The sequence below is a fragment of the Nonlabens sp. MB-3u-79 genome, assembly GCF_002831625.1.
Taxonomy (GTDB): domain Bacteria; phylum Bacteroidota; class Bacteroidia; order Flavobacteriales; family Flavobacteriaceae; genus Nonlabens.
In genome coordinates, this window is the sequence record NZ_CP025116.1 from 2,695,569 (window position 1) to 2,716,011 (window position 20,443).

The window sequence follows — 20,443 nt, forward strand, 5'->3', positions numbered from 1 at the left end:
GAATCATATCTACATTTAATGGGTTGTAAAATGAGAACGTGTTGATACCATTGCTGTATTAGCCCTTATCTATTGAGAACAAATCAATGATAAGGTTCTATTGTTAATTGTTGATTCCCCCCCATTAACTTTCCACCATATCTCAACGGAATCTCCTGTTGTTACATTAACCTTAGCTTGAAGAGATAATACGGCGCTCTGTAAGTTGATCGTTCTGCTAGAGCTTGCAACTTCCACTCCATTTTGATAAACGCTGTAAGTTGTAATCCCAGCGCTACTAGTTGTACCCGCTGGATATTCTTGACCAGTATGTATGCCTACCATGGTTAAAGCTGCAGATGCAGTGCCTACATCTCCTATGGTAGTAGCAGTTGCTACATCAGAAACCGCCCCTGAAGAGCTCCACATCGCAAATGTGGAAAGGACTCCTAAATTTACAGGAGCATTTCCTGTTAGAGTGGTAAGATTTACACCTGCAGCTAGGCTTACTGCTCCTAACTTTGTAAACATCCTTCCTTCAAGGTTCGAATTTATGCCTAATGATACTGCACCAGCACCATTTCCGCCGCCAAGCATAGTACCTTTCATTGTTGTGTTAGCCGCAGTGGACATGGCTGCATCAGACACCCAGAATATATTTTCGGATTGCGCATTTCCTGTCAACACTACAGTGGCTCCTGCTACAGTAGTAAATGCACCAGAAGCTCTGATTATAAAAATCGAATTTGGGTCTCCTCCCCCATCCATAATAAGTATTCCTGCGATGGATGCTGCTCCGGCAACATCATAGACTCCTGGTGCCAAAACCTCTCCGTTACCGAAAGTTAGCGCATGAGAGACAGCGCCCGGGCTTGCCATTAATTCGTCAAATACATTTGTTAAATCACTAACACCTTGAGTTGAACTAAATGTTACATTGTTAGACATCTGAGCATTAAATAAAACTATATAACTTCCTTCGAGAGGTGACAAAGTCATTCCTTCCACTAGTAATTCAGAGGTAGATGAGGTACTTGTATCTGCACTCTCTGTAACAGTATCAACCGGAGTCTTCTCTGGCTCTTTTATACCTGCCCATTTTGGGTCAGCTGGTGTTCCTATATTTAATTGACCATCATTCAATGTAGAATTATAAATCATTAAGCCAGTTGCCGGAAGTACCATAGCATCTCTTTGTGCTGTTGATAATCGAGGCATTAGAAATCCTTTACTCTCAGAATAAATATCCAAAATAGAAGAGGAATCAGGTTGTGAAGTACCAACACCCACTTGGGCACTTATAGTGATCGATGTCAATAAAATAAACGAAAGTAAAAAACTTTTTAAATTGATTTTCATGAGTTTTTTTTTAACAGGGTTAACACTGTATTGGTGTTTAAAATAAAAAATAACGCCTCAATAGTCGCTGTAACCAGATTTCAAGCCGAATATGACTTGACTAAAAAAGTACTATTTCAAAAGAAATAGATTAATTGTATGGCGTGAAAGAATATAAGTTTAAACCGTAACTCAAGTAATCAGCTCGTGCTATTCGAATGAATAAATTATGATTTTTAATGTACTCTTAAACATGTTTGATAAAAATAACTTTTTATTAATAATGAATAAACAATTAATTAATAAAACATTAACGAATTCTATTTAATCTATAAATATATCAAATATAATTTTGTTACTTATTGAGCATTCATGCTCCATCAAATCAACGGTTTACACATATGATAAAGGTTTTTTTTATTCCACTTTAACGTTTTTTTATAGCTTTTTATCGATAAAACGGAATAATAAACGTACTATGGCCCAAAATATATCAATGATTACTCCGTTAATTTTGTAACACATTCAAAAGAATGCTGTAATAACTAGCTGTTTTTATGTTGTTCAACAAGAAAGCAGTCTTGCCAAAAGTTTATATAAGCCATAGAATGGTAATTGCTTATATGCACCAGATCCATACGAGGCTTACTAAAAGCATCATTCTTACGATTCTCTTCTGCACCTTTAGCTATTGGAACTCTTACACTAAAAAAAGTCACTCTCCTCCCAGTCGTTAACAGCGCACATAAGGAACGACTAGTAAAAACATGTTGTTAAGAAGACTCTCAGATTTTATGTTAAGTTGGTAACAGCCGGATTAGAAATTGAACCCAGCGACGACCTCTTGAACCTAAGCTTTTTCAAGAACATCATTGGTTAATTCGTTATCTATGCCTATGTCCGTCTCTTTCTCACAACTTGATACTAAAATCAATAAAAAGATTATACGAATAATTTAAATTTTGTTTTCATAATATTCTTTATTAATAATATATAAAGCTACTTTTAATTGTTTTAAAATAGTTTCCGTTTTCGCTCAATGGATTAAACCAAGAGGTGAGAAACAATTATCTTTCGATGAAGCTGTTCTTACATCTAAAAAAAAAATGTTTTAATTTCTCTTTTGATAATAAGTAAATGACTCGATTTTTTGATTTTCAGAGGATTTTACTGAATTTGATCTCGGTTAGTTCCTAAACATGTTAATATGAGTGGTTTTCGATAGAAAATTTGACGTCATCTTAACTTACACACCGAAAGTATATTAATATTTAACTTTTACTGAGTTGAATAAAAAGGAGAATGAGCAAGAACGGTAATACATCATTGCTTAAGAGTTTCGCTCCATAAGTATATGTTTGAATATTCAGTTCCGTTCTTTAAGCCTAGGATTGAAAAGGTTCGCTGTAACGCCTAATCACTCTGTCATTTTTGCACATATTATATAGCCTTTATTCAGGACAGTCCAAAATGGGGTAAAACGCGTCTCGGCTATGGTTAGTACGGGAATTAAAAGTAATTAATTTCCGAATAAGTACTTAGCCAAAACTTTTTGTTTTGTTTTACTTTTCATTTTTAAAGCCAAATCAAAAGATTTGGCGGACTTGGTTAAAAGCTCTGCACTTTGGATTAAGCACCAAACCCCGTATTAATTATAGCCATTGTTGTAGTCAGTTATTTTTATGCTTTTTCAAGTTCAAAAATTGTGATTTCAGGTCTGACGTTAAATCTAACTTGCCACAAATGTCCAACTGCTCGATTAACATATAAGGTTCTGCCGTCATTCAAATCAATTTCTCCTTGTGAATATCTCTTATTTTTAACAAGTAACATTGGTGCATTTAAAAATGGTGGTTTGCATAGGCCTTCATGTCTATGTCCAAATAGAATCCAACCTTTATATCCATTCCAAACGTCTAGATCACAAACATCAGGGTTGTGACATAACAGCAAATTAGCTTTATTTTGGTCATAGTTGTTCATCACCTTTTCAGGTGCAAAATTCAATGCCCAATAATCATCAAATCCAATTATATTCATACCCGAAATATTAACTTGGTCATTTTTAAGTACTTCAATTCCTGCATTTGTCAATTGCTCCGGAATTTTATCCGCTACATTTTGTTCAGCCCAATTTTCCCCATAATCGTGATTACCAAGTATTCCAACAGTTCCAATTTTCCCTTTAACTGTGTATTTCAGTACTTCATCTAATTGTTCAAATTGCTTTTCGTTTTCATAGTTTACATAATCTCCCGTATAAACAACAAAATCAGGGTTGAATTTTTGTGCTTTCCTAAATGAATCAATTATATAATTATAGTCAAATCTATTTCCTATATGTATATCATTAATTTGCATAAGTCTTTTTCCAATCAGATTATCTGGTAGATTAGCAATTGGCATTTTACCTTTCACAAATTCCAACCAAAAAGGCTCAATTTGCCGAGTATAAAGTCCAGTCAGAAATCCAATTCCGACTGTTCCCAAAAATGTGCGTTTTATGAATTTTCGTCTGTTCATTCTAATTGGCTACAACACTGTATTGGTGTTTAAAGTAAAATATAACGCCTCAATAGTGGTTGTAACTTGATTCCAAGCTGAATATGACTTGATTAAAAAATTCTATTTCAAAAGAAATAGAATGATTGTATGGCGTGAAAGAATATAAGTTTTAAACCGCAATTCAAGTAATCAGCTCGTGCTATTCGAATGAATAAATTATGCTTTTTGATGTTATCTTATACATATTTCATAAAAAAAATTATAATTATTATAATCACAAATAATTAATAAACATTAATAATTTAATTATAATGTACAGATCTGTAAAATTACGCTTGTCACGTATTGAGCATTCACATACCATCAAATGAAGCCTTTACATTTATGTTTTATATTTTTTTACATTCATTTTTAACGATTTTTTTATGATGTTTTATCGATAACATGGGGTAATAAACATACTATGTCCCAAAATATGTCCGTGATTACTCCTTTAAATTTGTAACACTTTCCAAAGAATGCTGTAATAACTAGCTGTTTATTTTAGTTGTCAGCAATTAAGCAGCCTTCCCAAAAGTCTGTATAGGCCATAGCTTGATAATTGCTTATTTATACAAGAGCCATTTCAAATATTCTAATAGCATCATTCTTACGATACTCTCCTGCACCTTTAGCTATTGGGCCTTTTACATTAAAAAAGTCACTCTCCTCCCACTCGTTAACAGCGCACATAAGGAACGACTAGTAAAAACCTGTTTTTAAGAAGACTCTCAGATTTTATGTTAGGTTTGTAAAAGCTGAATTAGAAATTGAACCAAGCGTTCACCTCCTACACCTAAGCTTATAAAAAAACTATATGAAAATATTCTTACTGATGATTTTTTCATTCCTATTATTAATAGGATGCAAAAATGATAAAACAGATCAACAGAAAAACAAAAAACAGGAATTAGACAACAGCGACTTGATGAGTCAACGCCATTTGCACGAACAAAAGTTTGAAGGTTTTGATTTCCATACAGAGCACCAATGGGATAGTCTGAATTCTATTTCTTTAGAAAAAGTAGCTTTTAAAAAAGCAAAGCTACACTCAGATATACGCACCTTTGGGTGGCACATTTATTCCAATGGTTCTTCCTGGAAAAATTACAATTTTTCTATGTTATGGGGACTTTCTTATTTTTCTTACAACATCCAACCAGAAACTGGAAATTACAAAAGTATACATCAATGGAAAACTACCGCCATGATTGATAGTGCCCAGGCATCTCAATGCAAGGTATTTCTTTCTGTTTCTAATTTTGGAAAAGACAATAACACAGTATTTCTCAACAACCCTAAAGCTCAAAAAACACTCCTAGATAGTCTTTCCAATTTATTGGCTTTAAGATCGGCAAATGGTATCAATATTGACTTTGAAGGTGTATATAAAAAAGATAAAAAAAGTTTTACAAAATTTATAGTTGAAATTTCAAAAAAACTAAAGAAAGTCAACCCCGACTACATGATCTCTCTATGCCTTTATGCAGATGATTGGAACGATGTTTTTGATATAAAAGCTATAGATCCCCATGTAGATTTTTACACCTTAATGGGGTATGATTATTACGGGGGTTTTAGTAAAACTACTGGACCAGTGACCCCTTTTAATACCAGTTCATCATATGGTAATGGCTTAAAAAACTCCATTCAATATTATGAAAATCAAGGGGTGCATCTGGATAAACTAATTGTAGGGCTTCCTTATTATGGTGCTCAATGGGTTACTGAAAAAGAAACACCAGGTGCAAAGATTTCAAAATTTATAGACCACCCACCCTATAAGAACATTAGAGAATTCTATATAGACTCCTTGCAAACTCCAGTCAAGTTTGACTCCATAAGTGCTTCCTCCTATTTAATTTTAAATGATGGTGATAACGCTTATCGTCAGCTCTATTTTGAGGACAAAAGGTCCCTTTCGATTAAATACGATTGGATAAAAAAGAATAAATTAGGAGGTGTTGGGATTTGGGCTTTAGGATATGATAATGGTTATTCTGATCTATGGGATCTTTTAGCTGAAAAATTTTCAGAAGAATCAGAAAAACAAGACACCACTTTGTATAACAACAAATAAACCTATAAACTACAAGCGACCAAAATTAAAAAATAAGAATATGAAAATAATAGAACGATTAGTATTCATCATTTCCTGGACAATAGTTATAAGCTTATCCCTCTATTTTTTAATTGAAAATGTTGGCGCTTATTTTACTGGATATAGAAGTGACAGTTATAGTAACAACCCCATTTGGGTGAGTTCTCATTTAATAGGAGGAACATTGGCGCTACTAACTGGTCCAATACAATTCTCTAAATGGATGAGAAATAAATATATAAACTTCCACAAACTAACAGGAAAAATTTACATCATTGGGGCTTTTATCACAGGTTTATCGGCTGTACGGCTATCACTAATAAGTTCTTGCGTAACCTGTAGAGTTTCCCTCTTTATTTTAGCTGTTTTAGTGCTCTTTACTACTTTTTCGGCTTGGTGGTGTGTGAAAAATAGAAACATTAAAGCACATCAACAATTTATGCTTAGAAGTTACATTTGTATACTCTCATTTGTCGCTGTAAGAATCGGTGGGATTATTCCATTGGACTTTTTATTTGGACAAATAGAAGACCCGACATTCAGCAGGACCGTAAATGAATATTTCTTTTCATTTGTACCCATAATTTGTGGTGAAATAGGTATCATTTGGATTCCTACATTAAAAAATATTAAAAAAAGCAGCTCTCCTACCAATCGCTAATAGCTCCAATAATTAATGGTTGTGCAAGCTTGTCTACAAAAACAACTCGTATATCTTCTATTGGGTTATATACTATTTTAAGCATTTGCAACATACAACTGTGCTTATACAACAAGCTCAGAAGCAATGCAACCTCCTTATTTTGTTAAGAATCCTCTTTTAGTTTTTTATAGGTTTTCTTTTTTGTTTCCAGTAATTCCACTAAGAATTTATTAAAAGGATTCAACTCAGAAGAAAAGTCTTTAATCCTCCAAACTACCTTGATTGGAAAATTTGATAATAAGAAAATGGGCGTTAAAAAATGGTGTGAATTGGGTGGAATGAAAACATTATTTGAACAACTAGGTTCCCTATTGGTAAATTTTGTTGTTGATTCTTAGGCTTGTTTCGCTTTCGCGAAAGCGAAATAAAAGCAACCTATTTCGCAGCACAGCTAGTATATAGGAATTCCAATGAATAACTTAGGTGTGGTAATTTGGGTCCTATGCATATCTTTTAGCTTTTTGTGTGTCTTATAAATAGCCAACAAGCTATTTTTACATCTGTGTTATAAAAAAATAGGCCAAGTGGTTGTTCAAAGCTATGCTTTGTGCACTTTTGCAAAGCCGATACGTTTTAAAACCTTTTTACATCGAGTAAAAAATAATAGCCTCTTAAAAAAACTAAATATATACCCAAATGGATTTACAAATAGGAGATCAAGTACACTTAATCATTGAAAGAGAAACACCGCTGGGATATATTGTTTTAATAGAGGAAGAGATCGAAGGATTGCTTTATAAAAACGAGGTTTTTACAGAATTAGAAGAGGACATGGAAGTTACTGGTTATGTGAAATACATAAGAGAAGATGGTAAAATAGATGTTTCCCTCCGACCACAAGGCTTTCTAAACGTGATTGATGCTAACGTAGAAAAAGTATTGGAAAAATTAAAAGAAAGTCCAGAAGGAAGTATTTCAGTGACCGATAAAAGCTCCCCAGACACGATACGTTTTCACTTTAACATGAGTAAAAAGTCCTATAAGAAAGCCCTAGGAAGTCTCTACAAGCTAAAGCTTATTGTTATTACAGCAGAGAGCATAGAATTGCTAGATAAAAACTAAAGAGGCCGGCCCAGCAGCTTAACATCAGACTTTACAACACGTCTTTTCTTCTTAAATTTCATACCTCTAGGAGTCTGTGCTTCTAGATGCATAAAACCAGTTTTTGAGCTGGTTTTATGCATTCTCATATTAAAAGAAATCCATAATGAAAAAGAAGTGTTACACTAAAGAACAGTTACAAAAACGCTATTGGTGGTATGGAGGTATAGGCACAGCTCTGTTGGGTATAGGCCTATCTGCTTTAGTAGAAAGCGGTTTTTTAAAACACAGCCAAGCTGAACCATGGCAATGGATTGCCGCGGGAACCCTGTCCCTAATTCTGATCATGACAGGTATCAACTTTTTATTTGAATCCTTTGCCTGTAAACAAGGAATGTCCAACTCCAAATAAAAAGAAGAAGGTATCCCATCATATTTGAGGTCTGTACCCTATTAGTTCCTATGGCCTACTCCTTAAAAACAGTTGCTCTTTTTCCATTAGCCTGAAGTTCACTAAATTTATGGCTTATCATCGCGACACCTATGCTACACCTTATAGAAAACGAAAAGCTCATGTGCACCATAGCGTCTGATGGTGCCGAGATACGATCTTTAAAGAATAAAGCTACTGGCGAGGAGTACATTTGGCAAATCAACCCGTCTGTATGGGGAAGCAGCTCCCCCGTATTGTTTCCAGCCATAGGAAAAATTAAGGAGGATAAAGTGATTTATAATGGCAAAGACTACACCATGCCTAAGCACGGTATTATTAGAAACAACAAGTCGCTTAGCTTTCAAAAATACAGCAGTTCTAAGTGTGCTTTCACTCTGGAGAGTTCGCCAGAAACCCTCCGACAATATCCGTTCCAGTTTTCGTTCTCCGTAGTGTATACGCTTATTGACAACAGATTGCTAATGACCTATACCATTGAAAACAGAGATAAGGTTCCCATGTCCTTTGCTTGCGGTGGACATACGGCATATGCCTGCCCTTTAAATGATAAGACCAAACTATCGGACTATGTGATCGAGTTTCCTACCCCACTCCAGCTTACTTCAAGTACCTTGGGCGCTTCTGGATTGCTATCGCTTCACCAACGTGACATTGCGAGTGCCGCAGGGGTTCTTCCACTGTCAGAGTCCCTATTTGATAAAGACGCCTTGATATTTGCTCACTTGGATTGCGACTGGGTGCGACTGCGTAAAAAGAAAGATAAAAAAGGAATCATCGTAAGGTTTAAGGGGTATCCGCATCTTGCCTTATGGTCCAAACCTGCAGCCGATTATGTATGTATAGAACCATGGCTGGGACTTCCTGACCTGGAAGAAGAATCTCTAGACATCACACAAAAGCCAACCTATACCACTATTGCACCCGGTACTACATTTTCCATTGGGATAGAGACCGAAATCGAGTAAGCCCTACTTTAGAATAAGAAAGTAAAAAAGCTTGGAAAAATAAGCAGGTACATCCTACTTAAATTGTCTCTAACGGAATACCAACCTATTTATAAGCCCCGAAAGTATTAATGGAACTGCTCAGGTTTTCTAACTGCGGGTATCAAGACTAAATTTGTTACTTTAGTTAGTTCAACACCTCATTACTCACACACCAACAAAAACAGACCTATGAAATTTATAAAGATCTTTGTGTTATGCGTTTTGTTAGGTAGCCTGTTTACTTCTTGCAAGCCCTCAGATAAAAAAACCATTCATCAAAAAATAAAACAAGACACCGATGAAATTTTTGATCGTTTAGTTCAAATAAGAAGAGATTTTCACCAACATCCCGAATTGGCCGGAAATGAAAAAAGGACTTCTAAAATCATTGCCGATTATTTATCAAATATAGGATTAGAAGTGACCACAAATTTTTCAGGTAATGCGGTCGTAGGCGTCTTAAAAGGCGGAAAAGAAGGAAAGAGTATAGCTTGGAGAGCAGATATGGATGCGCTGCCCAATAATTTTCCTGATGAGGTAGCGTATAGTTCTAAAGTTGCAGGAGTACAACACGGCTGCGGTCACGATGTTCATATGGCCATTGGACTTGGTATAGCAACTGTATTAGCTAAAAATAAAGAGGCCGTTCAAGGAACGATCTATTTTATATTTCAACCAGAAGAGGAAACTTTTGTAGGTGCAAAAAACATAGTCCAAAGCAGCCTTTTCTCCAAAATAAACCTGGATGAGGTATATGCCTTACATGTAACGGCCTTGCCGGTAGCTCAAATAATGGTCAAACCCAATGAAATCTATGCCTATCAAAAAAGAATACAATTGACCTTTGACAATACCTTGGAAAAAAAAGATGCAGCAACTCTTTATGCCCAAATAAGAAGTCAAATGCTACGAAAAAAGACCGGAGGAAACCCTTGGGAAATTCCAATGGCTTTTGATGCTACTAGCGGTTTGAACAACCCCAATACTATTTTTAAAGATTACCTTTTTTTAGAAGAAAATGTTGTGGTCGAGTCTGATGAGCAGCAGCTGTACTTAAGGGCCTATCTGTATGAAACGGATCCATCAAACTTAGAACATATAGTACCAAAAATCGAAGCTATCATTAGTAATTCTATACATAAAGAAAAATTCATTTCTGCTTCCTATATTCAAGAAAACCCAACCGTTTTAAACGAGGAAGCTCTAACGACACAAGCCGTACAGACGCTTAATGAGATTTATGGAACTGACACTGTTGTGAAGGCTTATGGTCAGATTCCCTATTTTAATGACGACTTCTATTACTTCCAACAACACACTCCTGGAGTTTATTTCTTATTGGGTGGCTCCAACATTGAAAAAGGAATTCATGCTATGAACCATGCCCCTAATTTTGGCGTGGATGAAGAATGTATACGAGTTGGCGTCAGCGCTTTTTCATCATTGCTTTTTGAAAGAGCACAAAAGGAAGTTAACTACAGCTCTATGCCCACTCCTAGCACAACACCCGACCGCTAACACCAAGTTGAATACAATAGACTAAATATAAAAATAGGACTTATTGAAATACCCACGGCTTTCGATTGGACTAAAAAATCAATTCATAGCTTTTTGGATTATATAAAAGCAAAAGTTTTTGATCTTGAATGAGCTGCCTTCCATTTACCGCAGCATGGCTGCACAACTATACCTTATCACCAGTATTGCCATTCCTTTAAAACAGTTCCTTTTAACGAGGCCTGTTTTTCAATGACTAGAGGTTTTTCAAAAGACTTTTATAAATGCATATAAGTCTGGAACACCTAGGCTTTTGGGAACAAGCTCTGTATCCATACCCCCCTAACACAAGCATTGATCTAAAAAATAGCAGGCTATTTACACTTGGTTACGGTAAACCGTAAAGAAAATACAAAGGCTTTATAGAGATTTGAAGAAATTAAGAAAGAAGGGTTGTGGTGCAAGAGCAGGCGATACTAATGGATGTGACTTACTCGACTGATTTTTCTTATAGATTACAGGTAGATGGATGGTAATTGAATCGATCTGACTAGTTGAACATCATTGAAAACAAACTAATAACCCAAACATAAACCAATATGAAAAGAATTATTCTACTTCCAATCTTACTATGTTTACTAATCATTTCTTGCCAAAAGAAAATAGATAGCTCCAATGAAGAATCAATGAGAAATTCAATTAAGGAGATAAATGAATCACTTGAAGAAGATGAAAAAGAGGAGTTTCAAGAGTCAATGAAACTAATGATGTTTAATGGACTTGAATTATCCGACTTGATGAAAGATGGAGGAGCGGAAAAAACAGGAGAAGATTTTAAAACAAGAATTGATGGAATGACAGCCGATGATGTAATCGAGCAAGGACATAAAATAAAGGCAGAAATTGAAAGAAAGAAAAAGGAACAAGCCCAGACAGAAGTATTAGCACTTTATACAGCTAGAGAAAATGCGGAAAATGATAAAAAAATGTTGTCCAAATTTGAAGTGATAAAGTCTCAATTTTATGTAAGAAAAAAAGGTACGTATTACATCACTAAAGAGCCAATTATTGAGCTGACTGTTAAAAATGGAACAAATAAAGCTATTTCCAGGGCTTATTTTACTGGAACATTAGTAAGTCCAGAAAGAACAATCCCTTGGATTAAAGATGACTTCAATTATGAAATTTCTGGTGGGTTGGAATCTGGCGAAGTAGTAACTTGGTATTTAGCACCTAATATGTTTAGTGATTGGGGAGAAGTTGATGCACCAAAAGATGCGATTTTAAACACAGAAGTAACTCAACTTGATGGTCCAAATGGGGATGCTTTATACTCAACAAATAATTTTGGCGAAACTGAACGAAAAAGGTTAGAGGAATTGCTGAAATCATACCCAGAGTTGGCTAAATAAAAGTGCAGAGAAAAAATACAAAAGAAGGGTATTAAAGGTTTTTCGAGTGGTTTGTGTGTATTTGCTACATTATATATTTGAAATACATAACTAATCGTATAGGTTAGGTTTGATACGAGCTAAAGAAACAAGAGTAAAAAAGATTAAACTATATGAAATTAGAGAAGATTTTAGATAAACTTGGTTCGATAGAAAAGAACTCCTTTATCAAGATAATTGACAATATAATATCCAAAACACCAAAAAACGCTAAGGAAATCGACAAGATTTTAAGCTCGTCTGATAAAGGTTTAAAATCTGCTGATCATCAAAATATTTCAAGAATTTTCGCTCTAACTGTAGACGAATTTCAGGAACATGTAAAATGTGAGTTTCAGGAAATCACTTCGCAATTGGACATTTTAATTGACATCATAATTCGTGATGGAAACTGCATAATGAAACAAGATTGGTTTTCAAGGTTGTACGAAGCAGAAATAAAACATCTAAAAAACAGAATTAAAAATTTAGATGCTGATTTTGATAATGACAAATCCGAACTAAGTGCATCAAGAAAGAGAGACTACAAAATTTACAAGGCTTGTTTGCATACAGCTTACCACAATGACGTAGAAAATAACAGAGACGCAAAAGTGACTTCAGACGAATTATCAATAATTCTTACACTTTCAAAACAATTAGGCCTGTCGCAAGAAGAAGTTAAACTGATTAATTATTCAATTTTACCAATCAAAAAAATTGACATACAAGAAGTTATTAAAGGACTGAAGAACATTGGTGTCATTTTCTTTTCCAATAAAGAAAACACCATATATGTGGCAGATGAAATGGTTAGAATGTTGCGTAAAGTTAGAGAGAAAGAAGTGGCTGAAAAGTTTTATCGAAGAACTTTAAAACTTCTGAAGGAACCAATCATTAACCAAATTGGAAGAGAGCATAACATTAATAGAAAACTATCTTATTCTCAAAAAATTGAGGAAATAATAAAAGAAGGTGTTTCTTTTACCAACATGCTTTTAGAAGATATTTATAAACAAGGAATTACATTAACGGAAAAGAAAAAAACCTTAAACGAACTTTGCGAAAAAGGGTTGCGTATTTCAAATCTAAAAGGAAGTACTTTAGATGATAAAATAAGTAGTCTAATTGAGCATTTTGAAAGTGTAGAACGTGATGAAAAAGTTGGTATTTCTTTAGATGGTTTTGATAAATTACTTTCCGAATTAAACCAATCTCTTCCAAAACTAAACAAACAGATAAAAGATCAATTTGAGTTACAAGACGAGTTTGTTTTAAAAGCTGACTTTTTGCTTGACTATAATATAAAACCAAGGGATATTTTGGATTTAATCATCCAATCCGATTTGACTAAATTCATAAAAGATAATGGAATTAAGCAACGAGGAGACGATATTTTAAATATTCTTGAACATTACAAAGACGTTGAGAATTTGTATTTAGAAAATTACGAAAATGTTGCTTATCGAAATTTGAACGTATTAAAAGAGAACGCTATAACTATAAAGGAAAGTGAACTAGGAATAAAATTTGAAGATTTAACCAAAGTCATTTTTAAAAGCTTGGGATTCAATGTAGATGACACTTTTAAAAACAACCTGAATACTAAAAAGGATATGATGGATATTCTTTTAAACTTAGGCAATAACGAAATCATAATTGTCGAATGTAAAACAAGTAAAGAAAAAGGTTATAATAAATTCAGTTCTGTTTCAAGACAATTAAAATCATATCAGAATTTAGCCCTCAAAAACGACTTACGAATTGTAAAAATTTTACTTGTCGCTCCAGAATTTAGTGATGATTTTGTGACGGATTGCGAGATGGATACAGAAATGAATTTATCACTAATAACAGCTTCAACGCTATCGAATATTTCAGATGCTTTTAAAACATCAAAATATACAGAGTTTCCACATGTTTTATTCCGTGATATAGTAATAAACGAAGAGCGCATATTGAAGGCTTTGAGTAAATAATGAAATCAAGGCTATGACTATCAACACATATAAAAACTAAAGCCAGTAGCTAATAAGAAAATATTGAAAAGCATTGTTCAAAGGTTAAAAGAAGCACGTCCAAGCGGTTTAAGCGCTCCTATAGCTAGAATACTTGCAAATAAAAAAACAAGCTCTTGTTAACTACTTGCTGTGCAGGGGATGCTTTTGATTGCGGCCTTCTCCCCTGCTTTTATCCCATTTGCTAAATATCTATCGGTTATATTTGGAATTATATAACTGATTACCATAAATTAAAATAGAATAAGTTATTAATGAAAAAGATTGAAGTCGTTGCAGGTATTATATTTTGTAGAGATTTGTTTCTCTGTGTTCAAAGACCAAAAAATAAGCTCCATTATATTTCAGAGAAATTTGAGTTTCCAGGAGGCAAAATTGAAGAAGGCGAAACCAAAGAAGAAGCTTTACATCGCGAGTTATTGGAGGAATTAAACCTTTCAACAAATATCAAATCCTTCTTTCTGACTGTTGTTCATGAATATCCAGATTTTGAATTAACAATGCACAGTTTTATGTGTGAAGTTGAATCGAAAGAACTCATCCTTCATGAACATATAGATCAAAAATGGTTGAAAATTAACGAGCTCACCAAACTCGATTGGGCAGCTGCTGATATTCCAATTGTAGACAAACTGGTTTCGAATGGATGACCTAATCCAAAATTTTACCAAGAGTTTACAGACAGGTTATGTAGATAAATCTGTTTTATCTAATCTAAACTATCAGCCAGAGTTGCTTGTCAATCAAAAGAATCCGCCAAAAAAGGTGCTTTCAACCATTCTTCACGAGCTTGAAAATTGCAATGAGTTTTTTATTTCTGTTGCATTTGTCACAACCAGCGGAGTTGCTACTATAATCAATAAACTCAAAGAACTAGAAGACCGAGAAATACAAGGCAAAATACTAGTGTCTCAGTATTTAAACTTCACCCAGCCTGAAGCTCTAAAAAGGCTTTCACAGTTTCAAAATATAGACCTAAAAATTGCGATAACAGGAAACGCTCATACCAAGGGATACATCTTTAAGAGCAAAGAGCATTACAACCTGATTGTTGGTAGTAGTAACCTAACGGCACAAGCATTGTCTACTAACAAGGAGTGGAATATCAAAGTATCTGCGTTAAATAAAAGTGGTATCGTTGAAAAACTTCTTCGAGAGTTTCATTCTGATTTTGAAGAAGGAACGCCAGTAACGGCAGCATATATTTTGGCTTATGAAAAAATATATCAGAGTCAATTTCTGTTAAACCAAAAGAACAAACTTGAAAGCTCAGTTGAATCTCAACCGCTTATCAGTCCTAATTCAATGCAAATAGAAGCATTGGAAAATCTACAAAATTTGAGAGCTGAGCGAAAAAATAAAGCCCTGATCATTTCAGCAACTGGAACGGGAAAGACTTATTTATCAGCATTCGATGCAAAAGCATTTAACCCTAAAAAATTGCTTTTCGTTGTTCATCGTTTAACCATCGCTAAAGACTCACTAAATACATTTCGAAATGTTTTTGGAAACGATAAAACAATGGGTTTGTATTCTGGTAATCGAAGAGAATTGGATTGTGACTTTGTGTTTTCTACCATTCAAACCATATCAAAAGTTAACCACTTAGAGAACTTCGCGAGAGACCATTTTGACTACATTATAATTGATGAAACTCATCGTTCTGGGGCTGATTCATATTTGAGGTTAATCGAGCACTTTGAACCAAATTTTCTACTCGGAATGACAGCCACACCTGAGCGGACTGATGGCAATGATATATTTCAACTCTTTGATCATAACATTGCTTATGAGATCAGATTAAGCAGGGCAATGGAAGAGGAAATGCTTAGTTCTTTTCATTACTTTGGCGTTACTGATTTATCGATTGATAACTCCGAAGTTGACAAAAAATCAGAGTTCAATTATTTAGTCTCCGATGAACGAGTAAAACGAATCATTGAGCAAGCCAAATTCTACGGAAGTGATAATGGAATAACTAGAGGCTTAATCTTCTGCTCCAGAAAGAACGAAGCAATAGAATTATCTGAATTATTCAATTCAAGGGGATTTAAAACTGTTGCTTTAACTGGCGATAGTCTTGAAAAAGAAAGAGCTAAGTCTATTGAAAAATTGGAGACGGATAATTTAAGTGAAAAACTCGATTATATATTTACTGTGGATATTTTCAATGAAGGGATTGATATTCCAAAAATCAATCAGATCATTATGCTTCGTCCCACAGAATCAGCGATTATTTTCATTCAACAATTGGGAAGAGGATTAAGAAAGGTTGAAGGAAAAGGCTATTTGACGGTTATCGATTTCATAGGAAACTATGAAAACAATTACCTTATACCTATTGCATTGTATGGAGATACATCCTATAACAAAGACTCTTTAAGGAAATTAATAACGGAAGGCAGTAGGATGTTACCAGGAGCTTCCACCATCAATTTTGATCAAATAACCAAAGAGAGAATCTTTGAATCCATTGATTCTGCCAATATGCAGTTGCTCTCTGACTTGAAAAAGGATTACAACCTTTTGAAATTCAAGTTGGGTCGAACTCCAATGATGATGGACTTCATTGAACATGGTTCTCGCGATCCATTCTTATTCGTGGATTACGCGAATTCCTATTACAACTTTACTGTAAAAGTTAAAAAAACTGCAAAAGAAGCCTTATCAAAACAACAGGTGAAATTGCTGGAGCTGTTTTCTAAAGAAATCAACAATTCAAAACGGCTTGAGGAAAGTCTAATCATCAAATTACTCATCGAATCTGGTGATCTTTCGGTGAAAAAATTAAAAGAACTAGTTCTTAATAAGTATGGTTATTACATCTCTGATGAGACTATAAAATCTTGCGTTTCTAACTTGAATTTTGAGTTTGTTCGTGAAAAGAAAGCCGGCAAAATGCTATCTGCAAAAGAAATTTATGACTTAGAAATTCTTAGCCTCGAAAATGGAAACTTTGTCTTGTCAAAAGAGTTTGCTGTTCACTTGAGCCAAACTGACTTCAAGCACTTTTTGCTTGATTCAGCTGATTACTCGATTTATGAATTCGACAGATTATTTGATGCAGCCGAATGGCAAAACGGATTTGTGCTATACAGAAAGTATTCACGAAAAGATGTATTTAGAATATTGAATGTGACGGAAAATCCGGTTGCCCAAAACGTAGGTGGATATCTAGTAAGCGCAGACAACGAGCATTGTCCGATTTTTGTGAATTACCACAAAGAGGAGCATATCTCGGAGTCTACCAAGTATGAAGATGAGTTTGTAAACCACAAAGAATTTGATTGGATGTCAAAATCTAACAGAAAGTTGAGCAGCAATGATGTTCGATCCATTTTAGGTCATAATGGACCTATCCGTCTTCCGTTATTTATCAAGAAAAACAATGATGAAGGAATGGACTTCTACTACATGGGCGAAGTAATTCCTGAATTGAATCAGGTGGAACAAACCACCATGTCAAACGACAGTGGAAAGCAACTTCCCGTGGTAAAAATCAGATTCAATTTGGCTGACCCAGTTACAGACAACATGTACAATTATCTACAGGAGGTGGCAGTAGTCAAGAGTGTTAAACCAGAAAAAACAAGCAAAGTCATTCCTATACAGCAATTGTTGAGTTTTGAAGAAAAGTTAAAAAACCCGCTTCCATTGTATGATTTTTATGCTGCTGCGGGCACATTTAGCAATTTACAATCCGTAAAGGATTTTACACTAATTGAAGGTCCAGAAAACAGTTCGAAAAACGATTATTTCGCTTGTAGAATCATTGGTGAATCAATGAATAGAGTCATTCCGAATGATTCTATTTGCTTGTTCAAACCATATACCGGCGGTAGCAGAAATGGGAAAATTGTGTTGGTAGAAAACATGGATATTCAAGATCCTGATTTCAACTCGGCTTTTACTATCAAAACCTACTCAAGTGAAAAGTCTGTTTCAGAAGAAACTTGGGGTCACACTTCCATTGTGTTAAGACCAAACTCATTTGACAAATCGTACCAAAACATCATCATCACAGAAGAAGATGCTACAGAAATGAGGGTTGTTGGTGAGTTTGTAGAAATTTTGAAAGAGTAAATATACCAATCGGTAAAAAAGACCTAAAACAAAAACAACACTTTTCTTCATTAATTGACGGCTCTGTTTTGCAATGTAAAAAAAATAAGTCGTTGATTTGATACTGTGATAATGCCAGTCTCTTGATGTTGTAAAACCCATCTCAAAAGCTCCAACCAGCCCGTCCAAGCACTTTAAGCGCTCCAATGGAAAAGAATACCATTACATAAACCAGCCCTCGTTAAGAAGTTGCGTAATTAGGTAAAACAGTGGTAAGTACCCTACTCCCCTTCTTTTATCCTATATATTAAAGGGCTATCTATTGTGTTTGAGTCCATATAACTAGTTGTAGGTAATTAAAAAAATGAATACGGAAAACAAAGAAGAATTAGAAAAACAAGAATCTGAAATCAGAAAAAATCTATTTCTTGTATTTGTACCGATTGCCATTATGATTTTCATTATTGCGTATTACCAATCAAATTCTTTGGAGCATAACAAAGAAAAGTATTTAGAAAGTCGGAATACTAAATTTAACGGAATCGTAATTAAAAAAAGACAAGAAGGAGATTATACGAGAGCTGGAAGATTTGTTATTTTAGACAATTATCACGAGGAACGTGTTGAAAACAATACTTATTATAGAATTCAAATCGGAGATTCTGTTTATAAAAAAAGTGAAAGTGATTCAGTTTATTTTCATCTAAAAAATGGAGAAATCATAATTGAAGATTACAATGAATATTTAAGAAAGAATTATTATGAATTGCTAAATAAAAAATAACTACCTACAACACCGTATATAATTTATTGCTAGTTTTGGTTTATTTGGAAAACTTTTGGGTTTTCAAAAGGTAAGTTCAAGTTTACTAAATTAGTTGTTTAAACCACGCCACAAATCATATACATAACCGTTGTAGGGATATCTAAAAAATGAATACGGTACCAATTATTAATTGCTTTTCTAAATTTCTACCACTTGATAGTGAAGAAATAAATGCCATAATAAAAACGTAGAATTAAACGAAGACAGTTTAAATTTCAAGAAAGAGGTGTATATAGGCTATACACTTCTATAGTCATAGGCTGCTTTCGAATCTATAGGAGTAACGAAAATGGAAAGACACCTGTTTCATACTTGGAGACGTCAAAATTGCAAATGCACCCTACCAAAAAAAATCGGTATTCTCTTAAAGAGAACACCGATTAATAAAATTTCTATATCTCTGTTATTCCGTAGATGGAATATCCGACCCTGCAGCACAAGATTGGATCACCCCTTTTTCTTTACCTGAAATTAGACCAGCTCTTTTCCATTCGTTTGTAGCATGTGCTACACAACTCACGAAATCACCATGATTAAGTGCCGCTGCGGCACAGGCGTCGATGACTCCTTGCATGGTACTTCCATCTTCTAAGGTTTGGTTGTCAATACCGGTATCACATCCGTCTATAACTATGATGCAAGGACTTTGTCCCGTAGCAGAGATGTTATAGGTTAAAGGTCCAGTTGCACATGCTCCACTGATGAAGTCCCAGACAGCAACCGTATAAACTCCTGTGGCCGGCAATACAAAGCCCGTTAATGTAGGATCGCCATACGCAAAACAGTCCGCAGCACAAGCGGCTGCTTCATTATCATCGGCACTAGCCACAAAAAGAAGGGTCGCGTCGTCGCCAGATCCTTGGTAAAGCCTCATGACTGGATCCATATTGCAATTAACCCGGTCGACTTCGATGTCTACTACATCTCCTGCCTCACCAGAAAAATACCAAAAGTCTGCATTAGGGAATGCGGAGTAACCTCTAGCTACAACCTCTCCAGTATTTACAACACCTGGACAAAGCTCACCATCATAAACAATCGCAGCTTTCATTGCGTTTGATACAGGGTTTTTCATCCTTTCCAATATTTGGGCACCTAACTCAGGACCTGCTTTTTCCATAATAGATTGTTCCAAATCATTTAGAACTGAAGCCTCAGAAGATTCTTCAATGAGTCCTTCATTTTGACAACTAGCCATAACAAGAATAACTGCCAACACTAAAATTGACATCAATTTTTTAATTGTTTTCATAATAATAAATTTAGAATTGATTAATAGTTGATCATTAAATCTGTGCAATGCCGTTTGTTCGATTGCAACAGCAATTGTGCAATAATACATTCATAGAATGTTTCCCGTTCGGGATTTACAGGTTTGTTTAAGAATTGTGCCAGAGATGAACTGATGGATGATACAAGCTGTATCAATAACCTCACGTAGCACTACTGTTAATAGATCGATAT

Annotated in this window: 14 protein-coding genes; 11 read left to right on the forward strand and 3 right to left on the reverse strand. The window is 34.7% G+C overall.

Going from position 1 to position 20,443, the window contains the following annotated elements:
* Positions 1–69: 69 nt before the first annotated feature.
* A complete protein-coding gene (locus tag CW736_RS11975; RefSeq protein ID WP_101014381.1) occupies positions 70–1,338 on the reverse strand; it encodes an ice-binding family protein in 1,269 nt (422 codons plus the stop codon).
* Between the two features lie 1,659 nt (positions 1,339–2,997).
* Positions 2,998–3,840: a metallophosphoesterase gene (locus tag CW736_RS11980; RefSeq protein ID WP_101014384.1), complete on the reverse strand. Its 843-nt coding sequence runs from the start codon at positions 3,838–3,840 to the stop codon at positions 2,998–3,000.
* Between the two features lie 838 nt (positions 3,841–4,678).
* Here CW736_RS11980 and CW736_RS11985 point away from each other — a divergent pair.
* The 11 genes from CW736_RS11985 to CW736_RS12035 all read left to right on the forward strand — a co-directional run bounded on the left by CW736_RS11985 (position 4,679) and on the right by CW736_RS12035 (position 18,937).
* On the forward strand, positions 4,679–5,941 hold the full coding sequence (locus CW736_RS11985; protein WP_101014386.1) for a glycosyl hydrolase family 18 protein: 1,263 nt from the start codon (positions 4,679–4,681) through the stop codon (positions 5,939–5,941).
* A 40-nt stretch (positions 5,942–5,981) separates the two neighbouring features.
* Entirely contained in the window at positions 5,982–6,623 is a 642-nt protein-coding gene (locus CW736_RS11990; protein WP_101014389.1) for a DUF2306 domain-containing protein, read from the forward strand.
* Between the two features lie 678 nt (positions 6,624–7,301).
* Positions 7,302–7,727, forward strand: coding sequence for a DNA-binding protein (locus CW736_RS14330; protein WP_101014391.1), 426 nt, complete (start codon positions 7,302–7,304; stop codon positions 7,725–7,727).
* A gap of 145 nt (positions 7,728–7,872) precedes the next feature.
* The gene (locus CW736_RS12000; protein WP_101014394.1) at positions 7,873–8,118 is read left to right on the forward strand and encodes a hypothetical protein; all 246 of its coding nucleotides are present in this window, start codon (positions 7,873–7,875) and stop codon (positions 8,116–8,118) included.
* Positions 8,119–8,249: 131 nt separating this feature from the next.
* The gene (locus tag CW736_RS12005; RefSeq protein WP_101014396.1) at positions 8,250–9,125 is read left to right on the forward strand and encodes an aldose 1-epimerase family protein; all 876 of its coding nucleotides are present in this window, start codon (positions 8,250–8,252) and stop codon (positions 9,123–9,125) included.
* Positions 9,126–9,335: 210 nt separating this feature from the next.
* The gene (locus CW736_RS12010; RefSeq protein WP_101014399.1) at positions 9,336–10,664 is read left to right on the forward strand and encodes a M20 family metallopeptidase; all 1,329 of its coding nucleotides are present in this window, start codon (positions 9,336–9,338) and stop codon (positions 10,662–10,664) included.
* Between the two features lie 578 nt (positions 10,665–11,242).
* On the forward strand, positions 11,243–12,055 hold the full coding sequence (locus CW736_RS12015) for a DUF6694 family lipoprotein (protein ID WP_232735357.1): 813 nt from the start codon (positions 11,243–11,245) through the stop codon (positions 12,053–12,055).
* A gap of 152 nt (positions 12,056–12,207) precedes the next feature.
* On the forward strand, positions 12,208–14,052 hold the full coding sequence (locus CW736_RS12020; protein WP_101014405.1) for a hypothetical protein: 1,845 nt from the start codon (positions 12,208–12,210) through the stop codon (positions 14,050–14,052).
* A gap of 293 nt (positions 14,053–14,345) precedes the next feature.
* A complete protein-coding gene (locus CW736_RS12025) occupies positions 14,346–14,741 on the forward strand; it encodes a (deoxy)nucleoside triphosphate pyrophosphohydrolase (RefSeq protein ID WP_101014407.1) in 396 nt (131 codons plus the stop codon).
* Complete coding sequence (locus tag CW736_RS12030) at positions 14,734–18,174, forward strand: DUF3427 domain-containing protein (protein WP_101014410.1); 3,441 nt, start codon at positions 14,734–14,736, stop codon at positions 18,172–18,174. The genes CW736_RS12025 and CW736_RS12030 overlap by 8 nt, the downstream gene beginning before the upstream one ends.
* Before the next feature lie 343 nt (positions 18,175–18,517).
* Entirely contained in the window at positions 18,518–18,937 is a 420-nt protein-coding gene (locus CW736_RS12035; protein ID WP_101014413.1) for a hypothetical protein, read from the forward strand.
* Between the two features lie 445 nt (positions 18,938–19,382).
* On the opposite strand, the gene CW736_RS12040 is transcribed toward CW736_RS12035, so the two are convergent.
* On the reverse strand, positions 19,383–20,231 hold the full coding sequence (locus tag CW736_RS12040) for a pre-peptidase C-terminal domain-containing protein (RefSeq protein WP_157810958.1): 849 nt from the start codon (positions 20,229–20,231) through the stop codon (positions 19,383–19,385).
* Between the last annotated feature and the right edge of the window lie 212 nt (positions 20,232–20,443).